This window comes from Acidobacteriota bacterium (genome assembly GCA_040752675.1).
Lineage (GTDB): Bacteria > Acidobacteriota > Polarisedimenticolia > JBFMGF01 > JBFMGF01 > JBFMGF01.
This window is the reverse complement of the sequence record JBFMGF010000046.1, coordinates 1-18463: the sequence shown is the minus strand read 5'-3', so window position 1 is coordinate 18463 and position 18463 is coordinate 1. Positions and strand designations below refer to the sequence as shown.

Sequence of the window (18463 nt, the reverse complement as noted above, 5' to 3'; positions counted from 1 at the left end):
AAACATGAGTGAAATGACATGCAATCCTTAAGGCCGAATCACGGTTGAGGAGGATAGGATTTTAAGAGGAAAACGACTAAGATGATGATGAGGCCAATGATCATGAAATGCTCTCTGTTCCTCAGCATCCGCTGTGACGACCAGCCGTTCTTCTGCTCTCCATAAGGCTTCCATTGCGGAAAAAGAGCAGGAACGTGTTTTCTGTATTCCATCCATTTCTCGCCGTGGATTTCGCGGAGCCGTTCTCCTTCCACCTTGATCTTCCTGGGAAGGTAGTAGAGGAAGAAGACAAGATAGCCAGAAGTGAGGAGAGCAAAGTTTAAGAGATAGGGGAGTTTCGCCATGATGCACAGGCCCGTCAGGATCAGAAACCTACCGAGATATAGCGGATGCTGTGTATAGCGATAGGGGCCTGATACGATGAGCTCTTTCGATTTGATGAGATGGCCGGCAGCCCAGAACCGGAAGGCTTCTCCGAGGGCAACGAAGACCATCCCGACGTAGAAGAAAGTGGGTGTCGGCTTTGCAAGAATGGCGAGCAAGATAATGAATAGATAGAGGAGAGCAATTCTCACGTAACCAAGGATCTTGCTTCTTTCTCTTCCCATATCCACTCCGCTTAATTCAGCGTATTTCCTTGCCGCGCAGGAGATCAAACATCTTCTTTAAGGCTCGTCCGAGAGAATAAAGAGGAATTATACTTGAAAAATCATTTTTTTCATCCATGGAGGGGGGAATGCCGAGATACCTTTCCCGAATCCTGTAGAAGGCCAGCCAGTCCAGACAGCATAAAGAATGAAATATGATGTTCCTTATGATGTTGTATCTGGAACCCTTCTCCCATCCCGTAGCGAAATCGACGAGATAGCTCCTTCCATCTCCTGTGACCAGGATGTCTCTATGATGGATATCTCCGCAGGCGATGCCTTTTCCATGGATCGTTTCGATGGTCTCTCTCAAAGAATTGAAAACGGAGGAGGTGATCAATTTCGCATCCAGATCGGGAAGAGGTTTCCCTTCGGTGTATTCGATGACGAAGGAAAATGCATCGGGACTTCCCAGACTTTCAGCTATTCCAGAGATTCCCCGCAGCTTCTGATAGATCGAGAATTCTCTTCCGGCAAACCATTTTCCGAGATTCCTGCTGACGAAATTGTTTCGGCTTCCGTAATCTTTAAGTATGGCTTTTCGTCCATGAAACTCACATTCATAGATGTCAGCCTTGGTGAAATTGCGTCCTCTGTGGACGAGAGTGTTTCTCTTAACTGCCATATCCGCCATATTCTTGCTGTCAAGAAATCAAATTATGTTAATATTTAAATGCTATTGATGACCTTTCATCGTTATCGTGCTTTTAAGATTAACATGGACGAATATCCCGTTCAAGCTCCAGTGAAAGAAGGAAATGGGGAAGAGGCCCCGATGAGTCAGCTGACCAGGATGAGGATTGAGCAAAGCATCGTATCGACGATGCTGAAGGGAAGATGGAGCAAAGCGGATCTCTTTCTGATCGAGCTTGGCGGAAGGAAGATCGTCCTCAAGGATTTTGCAGGAAAGGTGTTTTTCATTCGCATGATCGGACGTCTTCAGATTGGACGTGAGGAGAAAGCCTACCGTGCAGTGCAGGGGGTTGATGGAATCCCACGATTCTACGGGAGGCCCGATCGCTGGTCGCTTGCGATCGAATATGTGGATGGTGTGAGGCTTTCCGAATACAAGGGGCCTGTACGGATTGTCGATCTTCTTGCAGAGCTCAGGACAGTCATTGATGGCATTCATAGAGCCGGCGTTGTGCACAATGATATCCGGGGAAGAGAAAATATCATTGTGACACAAGATGGGAACAGATTGAAACTTCTCGATCTTGCCGGAGCCATCATCTTCAAGCACGGAACATTATCAAGCAAATTACTGTTCCCGCTCTTCAAGAAGGTAGATGATGCCGCCTACCTGAAGTGGAAGAACGAGCTGGCGCCGGAGGAGATGAGCGACCAGGAGAAGAAATTCCTCAGGAGATTTAACCTCCTGAGGAAGTTCTGGATCTTCAATATCAAGGGGAAATAGTTGCAGAGGCAGCCAGTGTGAGAGAAGAAAAGGATAGTAAAATGGATTGGAAGGATCGGCATAGTTTGAAAGAAGAAGGCCAGATCGAGCTTTCCATCGTCGTACCCGTTTATAACGAGAAGGATAATATTGAAATGCTGACTGCCGAGATAAGGCGTGTCTGCAATGCGTTGGGGAAACGGTATGAGATCATATATGTCGATGACGGGAGCACCGATTCGAGCGGAGATTTAATCAAAAGGCTGGCAATGGAGATCGATGAGGTCAGGGGACTGCACTTTACCAGAAATTGTGGTCAGACGGCGGCCTTTGATGCAGGGTTCAAAGCTGCGAGAGGAAAGATCATCGTTACGATGGATGCCGACCTCCAGAACGATCCGGCAGACATCCCCTCGCTTCTTGCCCATCTGAAGAATTACGATGCAGCCATCGGCTGGAGATTCGAAAGACAGGACAATCTTGTGAGGAGGGTCTCATCGAAGATCGCCAATGCGGTGAGGAACAAACTGAGCGGGGATAGCATCACTGATACGGGATGCTCCCTGAAGGCTTTCAGGAGCGAGTGCATCAAGAAGATAAAGCTCTATAAGGGGATGCACCGTTTCTTTCCAACCCTTCTGAGGATGGAAGGGTATCGTGTGGTCGAGGTGAAGGTCAGGCACCGCCGGAGGCTGAGCGGGGAGGCAAAGTATGGGATAGGGAACAGGATGGTCCGGGGTTTCGTGGACCTTCTGGTAGTCCGATGGATGAGGAAACGAAAACTTGATTATGAGATAAAAGACTATGAAGATTGAAATCTTGTGGCTGATCGTCGGGTTTGTCGGCCAGGCGCTGTTCGCGGGGAGATTCCTGGTTCAATGGATAGCATCGGAGATGAAGAAGGAAAGCATCGTCCCGATCTATTTCTGGTACCTGAGCGTGGGTGGTGGAGCCGCCCTCTTTGCCTATGCGACCTACAAGCTTGACCCGGTCTTCATGGTGGGGCAGGCCTCTGGCTTGATCGTCTACATCAGGAACCTGATGCTGATTCAAAAGAAGAAGGGCTGAAAGATCTAAGGGAACAGCTTCCAGCAGATCATATAGCCGGCAACGACTGCGGCCGTTTCTGCTCGGAGGTTCAATCGAGCAAGGTTTACGATGGTTACATCGCTGTCAATTGCCAGCCGGATTTCCTGATCGCTCCAGCCTCCTTCAGGTCCTATGAAATAATTAACTTCAGGGATTTTTGTTTCGCGATCTGCGGCAGCCAGCATCTTTTCCTTAATATCGTGAAGTGCGATTCCGCTTCGATGGAACAACAAGTTCAGATTGCCTTTCTTGAGACGATGAACGGCATCCTGAAAAGTAAAGGTGGGATGCAATACAGGGAGGATCTTCCTCTCCGATTGTTCAGCGGCTTCCTTGATAATCTTCTTCAGACGCTCTTCATGAATCCTGGTTTTGACTGTTCTCTCGGCGAAAAGGGGAATAATCTCTCTCACCCCGACCTCGCAAGCTTTCTGGACAACCCATTCGAAATTCTCTTTCTTCAAGATGGAACAGCAGAGAGTTGCATGCACCGAGGGTTCGTTAAGGTTCTTCAACTCTCCATTAATTCTGACATCAATGCAGTCCTTCCTGACTGCAAGAATTTCTGCCAGGACTTCTTTCCCCTTCCCATCGGAGAGGATCATACTCTCCCCTGCTCTCATCCGAAGAACATTTCTGACCTGATTGACAAGTTTCCTATCGGTCAGAGAGAGGGATTTTCCGGTGAGATTGAAATCTCCGATGAAGCGATTCATTCTCATAGGATGCGGAGGCCTAATCTTTTGGCGAGAAGTAACCCTTCCTCGTGATGATCCTGTGATTCGGGTCTCTTGTCTTCACCTGGATCGTTCTCCAGCTTCCATCCCTTACGCCGTGACTGGGCAAGAAGGCCATGAAGTACTGATGTTTCAACTCATCGGCGATCATGACGAAAGCTTTTTCGATCTGCCGGATCCTCTCCGCAGTGTAGAAGATTCCTCCGGTATCGAATGCAAGCTGCTCCAGGATCTCTCTGAGACTTCGCCTGTCGTAAAAATCCATCTCCTTGTGAAGGCTTTTCCCCACGCCGATGGAGAAGATGATGACGTCGTTCCTCAGCGCCCGATCAATGGATTCTTCGAAGGTATGCAGTGAACCCGGAGTGAGCCCGCTCGTCGATTCATCGCGTCCGTCGGAGAGGAGGATGATAACCTTTCTGGCATCCTGGCCCTTCATCATCTCCGATGCCCTGTAGATGGCGTCATAGAGCGCCGTTCCTCCTCCGGCTTCGATCTGCAGGATGTCCTTCTTGACGGCTTCGAAGTTGATCGTAAAGTCTTCCAGCACCTTGATCTTGTCGCTGAAGGAGATGACTGCTACACGATCATTCCTGCCGAAACTGTCCAGAAAGGCGATGGCGGCCTCCTTGGCAGTCCTCAATTTTTCCCCTTTCATGGTCAGGCTGGAGTCGAAGACAATTGCTGCCAGCAGGGGTCGCCATTCCTGGGAGAACCTCTCTATATTCTGTTTAACACCTTTATCGAGGATCAGGAAGTCCTGACGGCTTAATCCCATAACGAACTGGCCACTTTTGTCCTTCACCGAGGCGTAAATATTGACTAGATCGACATGTTCCAGTTGATCGATCTTCAATTCTCGCGTCCTGATGGTCCTGGAAGCCGACCTTCCATCTGCTGCGTATGCGATAACAGCTAATCTCCACTCCTTGAATTCTGATCCGGCATCCCAGAGGAACTGGTAAGGCGGCTCCTTCCACTCTGCCGTTAGGACGCCGTTGACGAGAAAAACAACTTTTTCTATCTCGACGTCTCCTTCTCTGACGACCTCCACCTCGACGGAGACTTTTCCGCTGACCGTGTTCAGGTTCATCGGGGACTTAAAGACGACGTAGAAATCCCCAGATGTGGTTGATATCGGTTGCCAGAAGATGGCAACAATCAACAGTGACAGCATGATGTTTCTCATAATATCCCCTCTTATCCCATCGCCAAAGAAACCTTAAATTACTTTTATGATAAAATTATATACGAAATTGAGAATTAATGGTTATTTCCAGAAGCGTTTTGAATAAGGAGTCATCATGACGAACAAGATCCATAAAGAGAGAGAGGTTCACGTCGATAAACTGCGCTGGCACTGCGATGCGAAAGGCCTCAACTTCGAAACGACTAACGATATCAAGCCGATCGAAGAGATAATCGGACAGAACAGGGCTCTTCAAGCGATCAAACTTGGTCTTGATATAAAGAGCATTGGGTACAACATTTTCATAGCCGGGTTCGTCGGAACGGGAAGAAACACGACAATCAAACGCCTTCTGGAAGAGATCGAGAAGGGAGAAAAGGCTCCCGACGATATCTGTTATGTCAACAATTTCAAAAACCCGGACATGCCAAAGGTTATCAAAATTCCGGCAGGAAACGGGATAGGATTTAAAAAGGCGATGGAGTACCTGATTGAAGCCCTGCAGAAGAACATCCCTTCCATCTTTGAAAGCGAGCAGTACCAGGCCCGCAGGAACTTTCTCATCGAGAGTTACAAGGACAATGAAAAAGCTATCGTAAGGGAGTTTGAGAAAAAAGTCGAAGCCGAAAGTTTCACTCTAATTCAGGTTCAAATGGGTCCCTATGCCAGGCCCGAGATCGTCCCGATCGTGGCGGGGAATGCCATCAATCTGGATCAGCTTCAGGAGCAGGTTGTGGCAGGGAAATTCCAGAAGGAGGTCTATGAACGACTGAAGAGCAAACAGATGGAACTCGCCAACGAGCTCAACCAGGTCAGCAAGAAGATCAGGGACCTCGATAAGGAGATGAACGACAGGATCTCCGATCTGGATCATGAATTCGCTTCTCCTGTGGTCTCCGGGCTGATTGAGGAAGTCAAATCAAAGTTTTCTTACGATAAGATCATTGGCTATCTTGATGACGTCCGATCAAATATCCTTGGTGATCTCGGCCGATTCAAGGATAAGGGGGAAGCGAGAGAGCAGGTCTTTCCTGGCATCCAGTTACCGGAGATGCCGGATCCTTTCAATGATTTCCGGGTCAACGTCGTCGTTGATAACGCCGAAACGAGTGGTCGTCCTGTGATCATCGAGACGTCGCCGTCGTACAAGAACCTGTTCGGTTCCATCGAACGTGCAGTTGACAGAAGCGGTCGATGGCAGACCGACTTCACGAAGATCAAGGCGGGAAGTCTCCTGAGGGCAAACGGGGGATACCTCGTCTTGAATGCACTGGATGTCCTGATCGAGCCAGGAGTCTGGCATGCCCTCAAGCGAACGCTGAGGAATAATATCGTGGAGATCCAGACCTACGATCCATTCTACCTTTTCACGACCTCGGCACTGAAGCCAGAGCCAATCGACCTGGACCTGAAGGTAGTGATGATTGGTTCGCATTACATTTATCAGCTTCTTTACATCTACGATGAGGAGTTCAAGAAGATATTCAAAGTTAAAGCCGATTTTGACACCGAGATGGAGTGCACTGAGGATAACATCCTGAAGTATGCGGCTTTCATCAAGAAGATCTGTGATGAAGAGAAGCTCCTTCCATTCGATAAGGGTGCCGTAACGGCCGTTGCCGAATTCGGAGTGAGGCTCGCTGGCAGGAAGAACAAAATGTCGACTAAATTTACAAAGATCAGGAACATTATTACCGAATCGGCTTTTTGGGCCTCCAAAGATAACTGCAGCAAGGTCTCGGCAAAATATGTCAAGAAGGCTATCAATGAAAGGCTTTACCGCCATAATCTCGTAGAAGAGAAGATACAGGAGATGATCAAGGATGGAACCCTGATGATCGACATCGATGGAATGAAGATCGGACAGCTGAACGGTCTATCAGTGCACGACCTCGGAGACTATGCCTTCGGACGCCCTTCCAGGATAACGGCAGAAACATCGATAGGAAGATCTGGGATAATAAATATCGAAAGAGAAGCCGAGCTTTCAGGAAGGACGCACAATAAGGGTGTTCTCATCCTGAGCGGATACCTGAGGGGAAAATATGCTCAGGACAAGCCTCTTGCCATGAGCGCTAGCATCTGCTTCGAGCAATCTTACAGCGGCGTGGATGGGGACAGCGCCTCCTCGACCGAGATATATGCTCTCCTTTCCAGTCTTGCAGGCATTCCACTGCGGCAGGACATCGCCGTGACAGGATCTGTCAATCAGAAAGGAGAAATTCAACCGATCGGAGGGGTTAATGAAAAGATAGAAGGATTCTTCCTGACATGCAAGATGAAGGGGTTGACAGGGAATCAGGGTGTTATGATTCCTTATCAAAACATCGATGATCTCATGCTCAAGGAGGAAGTCATTGAAACGGTCAAGATGACGAAATTCCACATATACGCCGTGAAGACGATCGATGAGGGGATTGAAATCCTGTCGGGAATGCCGGCAGGAGAGAAACAGGCGGATGGGACCTATCCGGAGGGAACGGTCAATTGCCTGGTCGATAAGAGATTGAAAGAACTCGCGGAAGCCCTCAAGAAATACGGTGCCTCCGTTCCCGGAAATATGTAACCCATTCGGAAACTCTCTTCCGATAGCCGAAATGAATGCTGGAAATTGCAAGAATGCATTGATCCTTATTTTGCTATTCATAGTGCCGATGCAGCTTATCCTCACGGGATGCCAGAAGACGCTGCCGGCTCCTTCTATGCAGCCGGAGTCCAACAGCTTCCAGCGACCGGTCATTGCACTGGTCCTCGGGGGAGGAGCGGCGAGGGGATTTGCCCATATAGGGGTCATACGAGTTCTGGAACAGGAGAAGATACCTATACAGATGATCGTCGGCACGAGCATAGGGAGCCTTATCGGTGCCATCTATGCTGATTGCCAGAACAGCTTTGAACTCGAGTGGATGACCCATGACGTGAAGGAGGACGATTTCTTCGACTTTTCCGTTTGGAACTCACTGATGGGTCCCTTTGAGGGAGATAAAATCGAGGAGTTCATCCAGAAGAGCGTGAAGGCAAAGAGGATCGAAGAGCTGAAGATACATTATGCTGCAATCGCTACTGACCTCCATCGGGGAAAGAAAGTAATCTTGAAAAGCGGACCGGTGGCAACCGCTGTGAGGGCAAGCTGCGCTATACCGGGGCTCTTTCATCCCGTCCAAATCGGGAACCAGCTTCTCTCTGATGGGGGGATTGTCGATAATGTTCCGGTGGATGTGGCGAAGGAGATGGGAGCAGATATAGTCATCGCCGTCGACATATCCAGAGATGTGGAAAAGGGTGAGATATCAAACTTCGTAGTCGTCACGATCCAGGCCATTTCGATCATGGCGAGGGAAATCGGAAAATGCCAGGCGGACAAAGCGGACATCCTGATTGCCCCTGAAGTCGGTAAGATCAATTCCATGGATTTTGACAATAAAAAGGAATGCATCAAGGCCGGCATCGATGCAGCCACAGCGGCCATTCCTTCCATCAAGGAAACCATAGCCAGATGGCATCAAACATATCCTTCCCCCGCGCAGTATTGATTTAGTAGGAATCATTTAGTAAAGTAATTAGTCTTGCAAATCAGAATAGGTGAGGCATGGCAAAACTCATTACGCCGAGAAGCGAGGACTATTCCCGATGGTACACGGATGTTGTCGTTCACGCGAAGCTCGCCGATTACTCCCCGGTGAAGGGATGCATGGTCATCAGGCCCCATGGTTATGCGCTCTGGGAGAACATGCAGAAAGCTCTCGACAGGATGTTTAAGGAAACAGGGCACGAGAACGCTTACTTCCCTTTATTCATCCCGGAGAGCTTCTTGAGGAAAGAGCAGGAACATGTGGAGGGGTTTGCTCCAGAGTGTGCCGTCGTTACGCATGCTGGAGGAACAAAGCTCGAAGAACCCCTGGTCATCAGGCCCACTTCCGAGACCATTATGTACGCCATGTACGCGAAGTGGATCCAGTCCTACAGAGACCTCCCGATGCTCATCAATCAATGGGCCAATGTGGTCCGCTGGGAGATGAGAACGAGGCTCTTCCTAAGGACGACCGAGTTCCTCTGGCAAGAGGGACATACGGCGCATGCTAGCTACGATGAGGCTGAAAAAGAGGTTCTCAAGATCCTCGATGTTTACAGGATCTTTGCGGAAGAGTACATGGCCATGCCGGTCATCAAGGGCATCAAGACGGACAAGGAAAAGTTCGCCGGAGCGATGCGAACTTACTGCATCGAGGCGCTCATGCAGGATAACAGATCTCTCCAGGCAGGAACTTCCCACAATCTCGGCCAGAACTTCTCCAGAGCTTTTGACGTGAAGTTCCAGAACAAAAACGGAGAATGGGAATACGTATGGCAGACGTCATGGGGCGTTTCGACGAGATTGATCGGGGCTGTAGTCATGGCGCATGGAGACGATAACGGGCTCGTTCTGCCGCCACGGATTGCTCCTGCCCAGGTGGTCGTGGTACCTATCTGGAAGAACGACGAAGAAAAGACGAGAGCCATGGAGGTGATTGAAAAGCTGAAAACGATTCTGCAGCCGCTCGGCTTGAGTATGAAATACGACGTCAGAACAGAAGTGAATCCAGGATGGAAATTCCATGAGTGGGAACTGGCAGGAGTTCCTCTCAGGCTGGAACTGGGGCCAAAAGAGGTTGTTGCGTCTGAGGTCATGACAGTAAGAAGGCTGAACAGGGTAAGGGAAAAGATACGGATGGATCACCTTCCTGGCAGACTTCCCGAGCTTCTCAAGGAGATTCAGCAGGAAATGTTCGATGCAGCGCTCAAGAGGAGAGAGGAGAACACTTTCAGGATAGATGACTGGCAGAGCTTCAGAAGACACATTGTAGAAAAAGGAGGATTCATCTTCTCCGGATGGTGCGGTAGCAGGGATTGTGAGGAAAAGATCCAGGAAGAGACCAAAGCGACCATCAGGTGCATCCCCATCGATGCTGAGAATGAATCCGGAAAATGCGTCTGGTGTGGTGGTGATTCCCCCAGAAGAGTCTGCTTTGCAAAGGCTTATTAGATCATAGGTGTCTTAAGGGAAGGGCATGAAGAAGTATAAGAACGTCGAGACGGCACCTAACGTTGACGGGGTCCGCATCGTCTTCTGCAGCAAGGATCCACTGAACTGCGCTCTCGAATGTTCAGAGAAAGGCTGTGAACATTATGTTGCCGTCACCATAGATACTGAGAGTGCCGCATCACTGGCCAATCGGCTCAAACACGTGCTCTACAACATGGGCTGGAAAGAATAAGATCAGTGTTGTTCGGCTTCGCCGGTCATGGGAACGAAACGGACACCAGTGATATTCTCTTTGATGATTCCCTTCTCAGTCTTGGTGACGAGGAGCAGTTCCTGGTAAAACTCGCCGACGGGGATGACGAGCCTTCCACCGATCTTCAACTGGTCCACAAGCGGTTGAGGGATGTGTTCGGGGGCAGCCGTTACGATGATTCCATCGAAGGGTGCATACTCTTTCCATCCCTGATACCCGTCGCCGATCTTGACGAGGATGTTGTCATATCCGAGTTTCTTCAGCCGCTCTTCAGCCTGATCCCCGAGCTTTTCGATGATTTCGATGGTGTAGACTTCCTTGCAGATCTCGGCGAGAATGGCCGCCTGATAACCCGAGCCGGTGCCGATCTCAAGGACTCTTGAATCGGGCTTCGGTTCAATCAGCTCTGTCATGAGGGCGACGATGTAGGGTTGAGAGATCGTCTGCCCCTCTCCGATGGGAAGAGGGCCATCGTCGTAGGAAAAGGGAAGATAGGCATCCGGAACGAAAAGATGCCGCTTGACTTTCATCATGGCCGAAAGAACACGGGGATCCTTGACTCCTCTTGCCCTGATCTGGTTTTCCACCATCTTCTTTCTCTTCATCTCGTATTCTCTTTCATCGCCGTTGGAGCGAGGATTTCCAATCGAATTCTCTGAGGAGCACCCTCCGGATGCCGAGAAAAGGAATGCCAGAAGGGTCATCAAGATCATAGATCTCACCGCCTTCCAGAAACTCTTATGATAGATTTGCGATAACATTGAACGATGCTTCATTTTTCATTGGATATTATATCTTAATTTAAAGCATTCTATAGATACAAAGATTTCATCTCATTTTCCAATGGAGAGGCTGCATTTATCGGGATGATAAGTGGTAATGGCTCAATCTTAGATGCTGAAGAAATCAAAAAGCCAATGAAGCTTCTTCAACAACCGAGGCGTTACGATAAGCCAGATTTTCTCGCGTGGAAGAAGAAGCCTGATGATATAATAATCAAACTGGTGGAATTCAGAATGTTCAGGAGGAACCTCTTTAAAAAGCTTTCTCCGATTCTTCTTTTCCTTCTCCTGTTGTTCCTTATCTCTTCCTGCCATAAAGAAGAGGAAAAGTATGCTCAGATACTCGTCAAGACCCTGGGCAAAGGAAAAGTCATGAGCACAAAAAACACGATGGACATGATCTCCTTCTTTCTCGGCAGGTATATGGCCGATACCGGACGCTATCCGGAAGGTGAAGGTCTTGATTCCATCGAGCTCCTCCTTGTTCCCGGTTATGTGCAACAGATCGACAGGCTGGATGCCTGGGGGAACGAGCTCAATTACTCGTCGGACGGGAGGAGCTTCAAGCTCTTCTCGGCAGGCGATGACGGGATGCTAGATACGGAGGATGACATCGTAATGGTCGACGGGGTATATCGATGACGAAGAAAATGCTTTCAAGATCGGCATTGCTCGTCGCTATGCTCCTGGTAGTCTGCTCATGCATGGATCCATTCAGGAAGAATGCTGCAGTAATTATTCAGACATACATCGATGCCGTTCAGAATAAGGACTTCAGGACTCTCTATGACTTAAGCGTGGATAAGCGAGATGAATCGGTGTCCATGACAGAGGAAGAGCGAAAGGAGCATTTTGATAGTTTTACAGGCTCGCTGGAAGAAAAGTATCTGCACTATGAGACGGGAAGAGATCGGGGATGGCTGGACTTTGAGGCGGATGGAGTGGTCCTGGTAAAAGCCACTGTTCTTGGGAAGGGAGCATTTTACAGGGTAGAGAATTTCATCAAACTTCCCGGTAGCGTGGCTTATGTCGATACGATCATAAAGCTCGGTTACCCCTACATTAACTACTCCACTCTTCCTCTGGGGACCGTTGCTTACCTTCTGGGATATCCGATCGGGAAGATTGAACGGCTCATCATTCAGTCAGCGGGTAGAGTGACGCTGAAAGTCGTTAAAGAGTTCACGATACGATGGTGGCTCGAATCAAGGAAGGCCTCGAATGTTTCCCCTTCAGGCTGGTATCTGAAAGGGGTGGAAGTTCTTCCTAATACGGTTGCGTATGAAACTGTAACGTGGACCTTCTGATTGTGGCAAAGGTGAGAGAATGAAAGCCTATCTGAAAGTAATTGCCTTTCTGATCTTCCTGGTGATCTTTCTGTTACTTACAGCCGTATGGTTTCTCCCTCGTGCAATCAATCTCGAAAAATATGTTGATGATCTAACCGGATTGATGGAATCATCCACGGGAAAAGGCATCCAGATAGGAAAGGCGGGTTTGATCATCTTCCCGGGCCTGAAGATTTATGCGAATGATGTCATCGTATGCGATAAGCCCGAAGAGGGTGGACAGGAAATCATCAGGATCGGAAAGATCTATTCAAGGTTGCAGCTCCTTCCCCTTTTGAGAAGAAGGGTCGTTATAAACTCGGTCAGGATTTATTCCCCTGAAATCCGTTCCGTGAAGAATCTCATGTCTCTCCCGATGATTTTCTTGTCTGATAGCAAGACGCTGCAGGGAAAAGCGGGAGAAGCTCTCACTCAGAAAGGGGGAAAAGGAAGGGGAGCCGAAGGAAGTCGGGGATTTGTCTTTGATATCTCGCATCTGAATGAGATAGCGGTGCGGAACGGCAGGATTGATCTGGAAGAAACTTTCTCTTCTGGAAAGAGGATTCGTCTGCCTATCGAAAATGTCTCCATAATAATGAAAGGGATTGGACGCGGTCCTCATACTTCCATTTCAGCGAGCGCCCTCTTCAGCGAGAAGGATGGAAAGATAAAGATCAGTGGAACCATGGGAAAGATCGATCCGATGAATAGGATCCCGCTTGAACTTGAATCTTCGCTTATCATCTCCGATGCTTCCTTTCTATCCGATGCGGCACTTGTTCTTTTTGGTCTCTCCCTCGAAGGGGGAAGCCTGGATCTTGAATCAAGCATCCGGGGAAGCATCGGGAAAGAAATTGAGTTCGCCGGGAAGGGGAACTTCACTGATCTTATCCTCAAGAAGTCATTTGCAGCAGCAGAGGGAGAGAAGAAAGATCTCGATGGTGACATCTCATATTCAATGCTCCTCCAGCCGGCTTACCTCATGATAGAGAACGTGAAGCTCACAATAGGTGATTCAGAGATCTTCATGGATGGGGAAGTCGATCTCAAGAAGGAGAAGCCAGTTTTGAAGTTCAGAGTTAAAGGGGAAGATCTTCTATACAGTGAGATCAAGGATATCTCTCCGGTGATAGGTTTCCAGTCACCTGAGGGTCTTAGGGGAGGAAGACTTGATGCCACATTGATGGGGAAGGTATCTCTGCAAGATTTCACGACTGAGGAATTCTCGGGGGATGCATACCTTGAAGACTTCCAGTTGATAAATTCCGCTCTTTCAGCGCCGGTCGAAGATCTTGAGTGCAGGATCAAGATTTCCGATGAAGGCGTGAAGATATCCGGAATGAAATGGGAATACCAGAAGGAGAGAATGGAAGGAGAGATCTTCATTCAGGACAGCAAGGTGCTGTCCGCGTCGTTCCGGTTCGGCCTATTCGACGGAATGCTCCGGGGTTCGTTGCGCGCGCCGGCGCGAAGCTCCAGGGACTATTCACTTGATGCCAGCGTCTCTAGCATCGACGCGAATGCTCTAGTTACAGCGCTCTTTCCATCGAACAAGGACATCCTTTTTGGAGATCTTCAGGGAAGGGCTGACTTTAAGATAGGGGACTTCTCCATGGACAGATGGACCAGCGATCTGTCAGGTTCTCTGGAACTGAAGATAATGAATGGGAGGATAACAACGTTCAGCATATTGAAACAGGTTGCCGCTATCATCAGGATGGCAGGTGGAAGGGGAATCGGAGAGAACGAGACGGGGTTCGAGCTGCTGGAGGGAGACTTCAATGTCTCCGGAGGGGAAGCCAGGACGGACAATTTGAAGTTTCACTCTCAGGATATCGACCTCGATGGGGAAGGAGTCCTCAAGTTCGATTCCTCGGTCGATTTCAACCTGGAAGCCAGATTCTCTCCCCAGGTCAGCAGAGACATGATTGCTTCGACGCCTATGCTGAAGTTCAGAATGGGTCGGGACGGACGGTTGTCCTTCCCTCTCAAGATCAAGGGAACCATCATGAAGCCTGAAGTCGTCCTCGATATGAACAAGGTGCTTAAAGAATCGACGAAGGAAGAGCTCATGAAAAGCATCAAAGAGTTCTTCAGAAAAAGATAATCTGATAGATTCTCCAGCTAAAAGCATACCAAGATAAGAGATGAAGCAAGAGCATATTCATCTTATTGGAATAGGAGGGACCGGCATGGCGGCGCTTGCCGGACTTCTGAAGGAAAGCGGCGTCCGCGTGACTGGATCAGACGCGAAGCTCTATCCGCCTATGTCTACCATCCTCGAAGAGATGAGTGTTGAGGTGAAAAACGGCTTTCGCACAGAGAATCTGAAGCCCCATCCGGACATGGCGGTGATCGGAAACATAGTCAAAAGGGGAAACGAAGAGGCGGAATATGTACTGGACAACAGGATCGAGTACCGATCCATGCCTGAATTGATCAAGGAGAGATTCCTCAGGGGGAAACATTCTGTTGTTGTTGCCGGCACGCATGGGAAGACGACGACAGCATCTCTCCTGGCATGGATATTCCATCGCGCTGGTCGGGATGCCGGTTTCTTGGTGGGCGGAATTCCAAAGAATTTCATGAAGAACTATCACTTCGGCAGTGGCGACCATTTCATTGTCGAAGGTGATGAATATGAAACCGCCTTTTTCGATAAAGGGCCGAAATTCATGCATTACATGCCCCACACGCTCGTGCTCGGAAGCATCGAGTACGACCATGCAGATATCTTTAAGAGCCTGGATGAGATCCTCCTGCAGTTCAAGAGGCTTGTCAACATCGTACCACGGAGTGGTCGGATCGTCTGCTGCTGGGAAAGCAAGAATATCAGGGAAGTCGTCCACAACAGCTTCTCACGAGTCGAGTCATTCGGTTTCGGTCCTGATCCCTTCTGGAGGATATCCTCGATGGAGACGACCTCCTCCAAGGATAGGAAGAACGCTTCGGAGAGAGGTTCTCAGTGGACTGAGTTTGATCTTTACAGGGAAAGCAGGTTCCTCAAGAGATTTCGGATAAACATTCCAGGAAGGTTCAATGTCCTGAATGCAACCGCCGCCATAGCGGCTTCTCTTGGTAATTCCATCGACCTCGATACCGTCTCAGAAGCTCTGGAATCTTTCGAAGGGACAAAACGCCGCTTTGAGGTCATCGGCACATATCGCGATATCACCGTAATTGATGATTTTGCACATCATCCCACCGCCATCAGGGAGACCCTGCAGGCAGCGCGGGAGAGATACTCTTGCTCAAGGATCTGGGCTGTCTTCGAGCCAAGATCATGGTCCCTGAGAAGGAACGTTTTTGAGAACGACCTTGCCGCATCCTTCCTGATGGCTGATGAAATCATCATCGCTCCGGTCTATGGAGCAGAGCAGCTTCCCGCTTCAGAACGTCTGAATGTCGATAATGTTATTAAGGAACTCCGGCGCAATGGGAAGAGCGCCTGTACCATGAAGGAGGGTGTGGATGGAATAATAAAAAAACTTATCGAGGAGCTTGATGAGAGGGATGTTGTTATTATCATGTCAAATGGAAGCTTTGACAATCTTTATGGCAAGCTCCTCGATAAGTTATCGAGAACGTGATGACCCTTCAGTTACCTCCCTCTGGATTTCCTTCCTGAACTTTCTGAACGACCTGATGAACCTTTGCTATCTCCAGTAGAGGCTGGTTTACCTTCTTTCTTTTTTGGAGGAGCCTCCCTGACCTGCATTTTTCTCTGCGGTGGTTCTCTTGTCTCGATCTCTTTCGGTCTCGGCTCCTGGCTCATATCCTTGAGCATCTTTCTTAATCTATTGCTCTCCTCTATCTGTTTCCTCTGGAAACTCTGCTGCTCTCTGCTCTGCTGAGAGTACTCTTCCGGTCTTCGCCTCGGATAGCTCTTCACTTCCTGATCCTGGGTCATGTTTCCATCCGTATACCTGTTTTTGTCCGCTGTCCTGTATCGGTCCTGACTCGCATCCTTGTATTTGTACCTGTTTCTGTTCATCGCGGCATCGCCAGTATCTTTATCCTTGATACTGTTCTGAATCATGTCTTTCTGTTGATCGGTTTCCTGATCTTTCCGGTCAGTTCTTCCCTTGATCCAATCCTGTGTCTGACTTCTGGGGAAAGTTCTGGTCTGGTTAGATTCTTGTCCTCTTGTATCTGATTTCCCCCTATCCTCCGTTTCTGGTTTTCCTCTGTCAGGTATATCTGGCACCTTTCTCATAGTTGGCTTGCCAGCGTCGGTCCGAGGGGTTCTCTCTTTCATGTTGCCTATCGTTGTCGGTTTCATAGGGTGGAGCACGGCCTTCGATCGGATCTGTTCAATCCTCTTATTCTCCTTATCTTTGAAATTGGCGAGTGAAGCTGGAACTCTTTCTCTATTCTTCATGACTTCTCTTATGTTCTTGTGTTCGTTCGCATCCCTGAAGACGGCTTTCCGCGCTTCGGGGTCTCGGCTTAGTTCAGTTGGCCTTACTCTCGGTGCATTGCTTGTTACGACTGATGCTTTCAGATCCCTTTCGACGATTCCCCCTCTCACAACGGCATGCCTTACGTTTCTAACGACGACATCCTTGTACATAATGAAGTTCCATGTCCTGAAATCATAGAAGTCGAGGTAGAGATTGAAGCTGATGAAAGCGGGTCTGTCCCAGAAATCGAGCGGACACCATCCAAGATATGTCGAGCCGTAAGACCAGTAAACCCATGCCCCACTCCATACTCTGCCCGGGATCCAGATCCATCCATAGCCGCTTACCCATGTCCATCTACCATAGTGATACGGTGCCCAGCCCCAGGGTTCGTACGAAACCCATATGTAACCACGGGGTCCCCAGTACCAGTAACCGTCGTAGTAAGGTCTCCACCCCGCATAGACATTGTAGGGATACCAACAATAGCCATACGCGGGAAGGTAGACCCAGTTGCCATAGTAGGAAAGTTCAGAATAGTATCTTCTCACTTCGTAAGGGGTGTTCTCGTAGTATTCCTCGACTCTACTAGTGCTTGCGTAGAAATCATCCCTTTCGTCGTTCCATCTGTCAAAGGAATCCCCGTAGAAAGAGTTGAACGCTCTCGGATCGGCAGGGTCGGATTTGAAGGTGATGAAGGTCATCTTTCCGCTGCGGAGAAGAACCGAATCGTTTTCTCCAACCACCTCGGCTACGCCTCTATATGAAAAGACCTCGACCTTCCTTTCGCTATCCACATTGATGCGGAACGTTCCGTTTGTAAGGATGTAGATGGAAGCAAATGGCGTATCTATCTGGAAGTTCTTGTTCTTGTCATCCATGTTTTTCGCTTCCACGTAAATGCTACCATCATAAAGTTTCAGGATGTTGCTCTGCTCATACTGATTGTGCATGTCTGCAAGGGATTGAAATTCAAGGCGGGTCATGCCGTCCAGTCTGACGAAGGAGGAATCGGCGAGCTGAAGTTCTGCCCTCTGATCCCTTCCGGTCACGACCAAGTCGTCGGGAAAGATCGGAGAGTTAACTGTTCCCTCTTCGGAGATTTTCTCATCGGCTCTTGTCAGAGTGATCCCGTTTTCTAAGTATCGTACTCTCCCATAATTTGCGACCTCTTCATCCTCGGCAAGGAGAGTTCCGGAAACAAAAACGATGCTGGCGGGGATCAATATGGCCAGCATCATTTTTTTTATCGTTATTTTCGGCGTTGCGCTTACCATGTCAACCTCCCGGCTGAAAGCCTTCAAAAGTGCCTGTTGATAAAGCAGATAACGTGCCATCCTTCTCAGGTTATTATCTTATTGATAAATAAATACTTGTATGCAATCTCTCGCTATTATCCTGGCTTTCCGTCTATCCACCCTATCATTTTGTCCCTTTCTCAGGACATAATGTTCAACAGATATTGGTTAACATTAAAATAAGGCGTATATAATAATAATGTCATGGCTATAAATGCAATTAATGAATCTCAACAGCTTTCTGGAGAGGGCTTTTTGAAAAAGGGATGCCATATTTTGAAAATCCAGTATGGATGCAGGGTGCTCGTGCTCTTCATC

17 protein-coding genes are annotated in these 18463 nt (G+C 48.7%); 11 read left to right on the top strand and 6 right to left on the bottom strand.

The annotated features are described in order from the left end of the window. Positions 1-38: 38 nt before the first annotated feature. Positions 39-608 (bottom strand): isoprenylcysteine carboxylmethyltransferase family protein, encoded by a 570-nt coding sequence (locus AB1756_04570; GenBank protein MEW5806604.1) that lies wholly within the window; start codon positions 606-608, stop codon positions 39-41. Between the two features lie 16 nt (positions 609-624). Next, a complete protein-coding gene (locus AB1756_04565) occupies positions 625-1272 on the bottom strand; it encodes a hypothetical protein (GenBank protein ID MEW5806603.1) in 648 nt (215 codons plus the stop codon). 150 nt (positions 1273-1422) lie between these two features. Here AB1756_04565 and AB1756_04560 point away from each other — a divergent pair, with 150 nt between their 5' ends. Genes AB1756_04560 through AB1756_04550 form a run of 3 tightly spaced genes read left to right on the top strand, consistent with a single transcriptional unit; the run spans position 1423 to position 3111 of the window. Continuing rightward, the gene (locus tag AB1756_04560; protein MEW5806602.1) at positions 1423-2064 is read left to right on the top strand and encodes a hypothetical protein; all 642 of its coding nucleotides are present in this window, start codon (positions 1423-1425) and stop codon (positions 2062-2064) included. 41 nt (positions 2065-2105) lie between these two features. Beyond that, on the top strand, positions 2106-2858 hold the full coding sequence (locus AB1756_04555) for a glycosyltransferase family 2 protein (GenBank protein ID MEW5806601.1): 753 nt from the start codon (positions 2106-2108) through the stop codon (positions 2856-2858). Beyond that, the gene (locus tag AB1756_04550) at positions 2848-3111 is read left to right on the top strand and encodes a lipid-A-disaccharide synthase N-terminal domain-containing protein (GenBank protein MEW5806600.1); all 264 of its coding nucleotides are present in this window, start codon (positions 2848-2850) and stop codon (positions 3109-3111) included. Before AB1756_04555 ends, AB1756_04550 begins: the two co-directional genes overlap by 11 nt. A gap of 5 nt (positions 3112-3116) precedes the next feature. On the opposite strand, the gene AB1756_04545 is transcribed toward AB1756_04550, so the two are convergent. After that, positions 3117-3848: an RsmE family RNA methyltransferase gene (locus AB1756_04545; GenBank protein ID MEW5806599.1), complete on the bottom strand. Its 732-nt coding sequence runs from the start codon at positions 3846-3848 to the stop codon at positions 3117-3119. Between the two features lie 19 nt (positions 3849-3867). After that, a complete protein-coding gene (locus AB1756_04540) occupies positions 3868-5058 on the bottom strand; it encodes a VWA domain-containing protein (GenBank protein MEW5806598.1) in 1191 nt (396 codons plus the stop codon). A gap of 115 nt (positions 5059-5173) precedes the next feature. Between AB1756_04540 and AB1756_04535 the strand changes: the two genes are divergently transcribed. From AB1756_04535 to AB1756_04520, 4 genes are read left to right on the top strand one after another with little or no spacing between them, the layout of a single operon-like run. Beyond that, positions 5174-7624: an ATP-binding protein gene (locus AB1756_04535; GenBank protein ID MEW5806597.1), complete on the top strand. Its 2451-nt coding sequence runs from the start codon at positions 5174-5176 to the stop codon at positions 7622-7624. Between the two features lie 58 nt (positions 7625-7682). Next, complete coding sequence (locus tag AB1756_04530; protein MEW5806596.1) at positions 7683-8591, top strand: patatin-like phospholipase family protein; 909 nt, start codon at positions 7683-7685, stop codon at positions 8589-8591. A gap of 56 nt (positions 8592-8647) precedes the next feature. Continuing rightward, positions 8648-10081 (top strand): proline--tRNA ligase, encoded by a 1434-nt coding sequence (gene proS / locus AB1756_04525; GenBank protein ID MEW5806595.1) that lies wholly within the window; start codon positions 8648-8650, stop codon positions 10079-10081. Between the two features lie 25 nt (positions 10082-10106). After that, the gene (locus AB1756_04520) at positions 10107-10313 is read left to right on the top strand and encodes a hypothetical protein (GenBank protein ID MEW5806594.1); all 207 of its coding nucleotides are present in this window, start codon (positions 10107-10109) and stop codon (positions 10311-10313) included. A gap of 2 nt (positions 10314-10315) precedes the next feature. Here the strand turns inward: AB1756_04520 and AB1756_04515 are convergent, their stop codons facing one another. Further along, complete coding sequence (locus tag AB1756_04515; GenBank protein ID MEW5806593.1) at positions 10316-10939, bottom strand: protein-L-isoaspartate(D-aspartate) O-methyltransferase; 624 nt, start codon at positions 10937-10939, stop codon at positions 10316-10318. A 312-nt stretch (positions 10940-11251) separates the two neighbouring features. Here AB1756_04515 and AB1756_04510 point away from each other — a divergent pair, with 312 nt between their 5' ends. Genes AB1756_04510 through mpl form a run of 4 tightly spaced genes read left to right on the top strand, consistent with a single transcriptional unit; the run spans position 11252 to position 16034 of the window. Further along, a complete protein-coding gene (locus AB1756_04510; GenBank protein MEW5806592.1) occupies positions 11252-11758 on the top strand; it encodes a type II secretion system protein GspG in 507 nt (168 codons plus the stop codon). Next, positions 11755-12423 (top strand): hypothetical protein, encoded by a 669-nt coding sequence (locus AB1756_04505; GenBank protein MEW5806591.1) that lies wholly within the window; start codon positions 11755-11757, stop codon positions 12421-12423. Before AB1756_04510 ends, AB1756_04505 begins: the two co-directional genes overlap by 4 nt. A 19-nt stretch (positions 12424-12442) precedes the next feature. Beyond that, entirely contained in the window at positions 12443-14551 is a 2109-nt protein-coding gene (locus tag AB1756_04500; GenBank protein ID MEW5806590.1) for an AsmA-like C-terminal domain-containing protein, read from the top strand. Between the two features lie 40 nt (positions 14552-14591). Beyond that, positions 14592-16034 carry a UDP-N-acetylmuramate:L-alanyl-gamma-D-glutamyl-meso-diaminopimelate ligase gene (mpl, locus tag AB1756_04495; GenBank protein ID MEW5806589.1) on the top strand — a complete coding sequence of 481 codons (1443 nt, stop codon included), beginning with the start codon at positions 14592-14594 and terminating at the stop codon, positions 16032-16034. 11 nt (positions 16035-16045) lie between these two features. Here the strand turns inward: mpl and AB1756_04490 are convergent, their stop codons facing one another. Then, a complete protein-coding gene (locus AB1756_04490; GenBank protein MEW5806588.1) occupies positions 16046-18184 on the bottom strand; it encodes a DUF6600 domain-containing protein in 2139 nt (712 codons plus the stop codon). Positions 18185-18463: the final 279 nt, after the last annotated feature.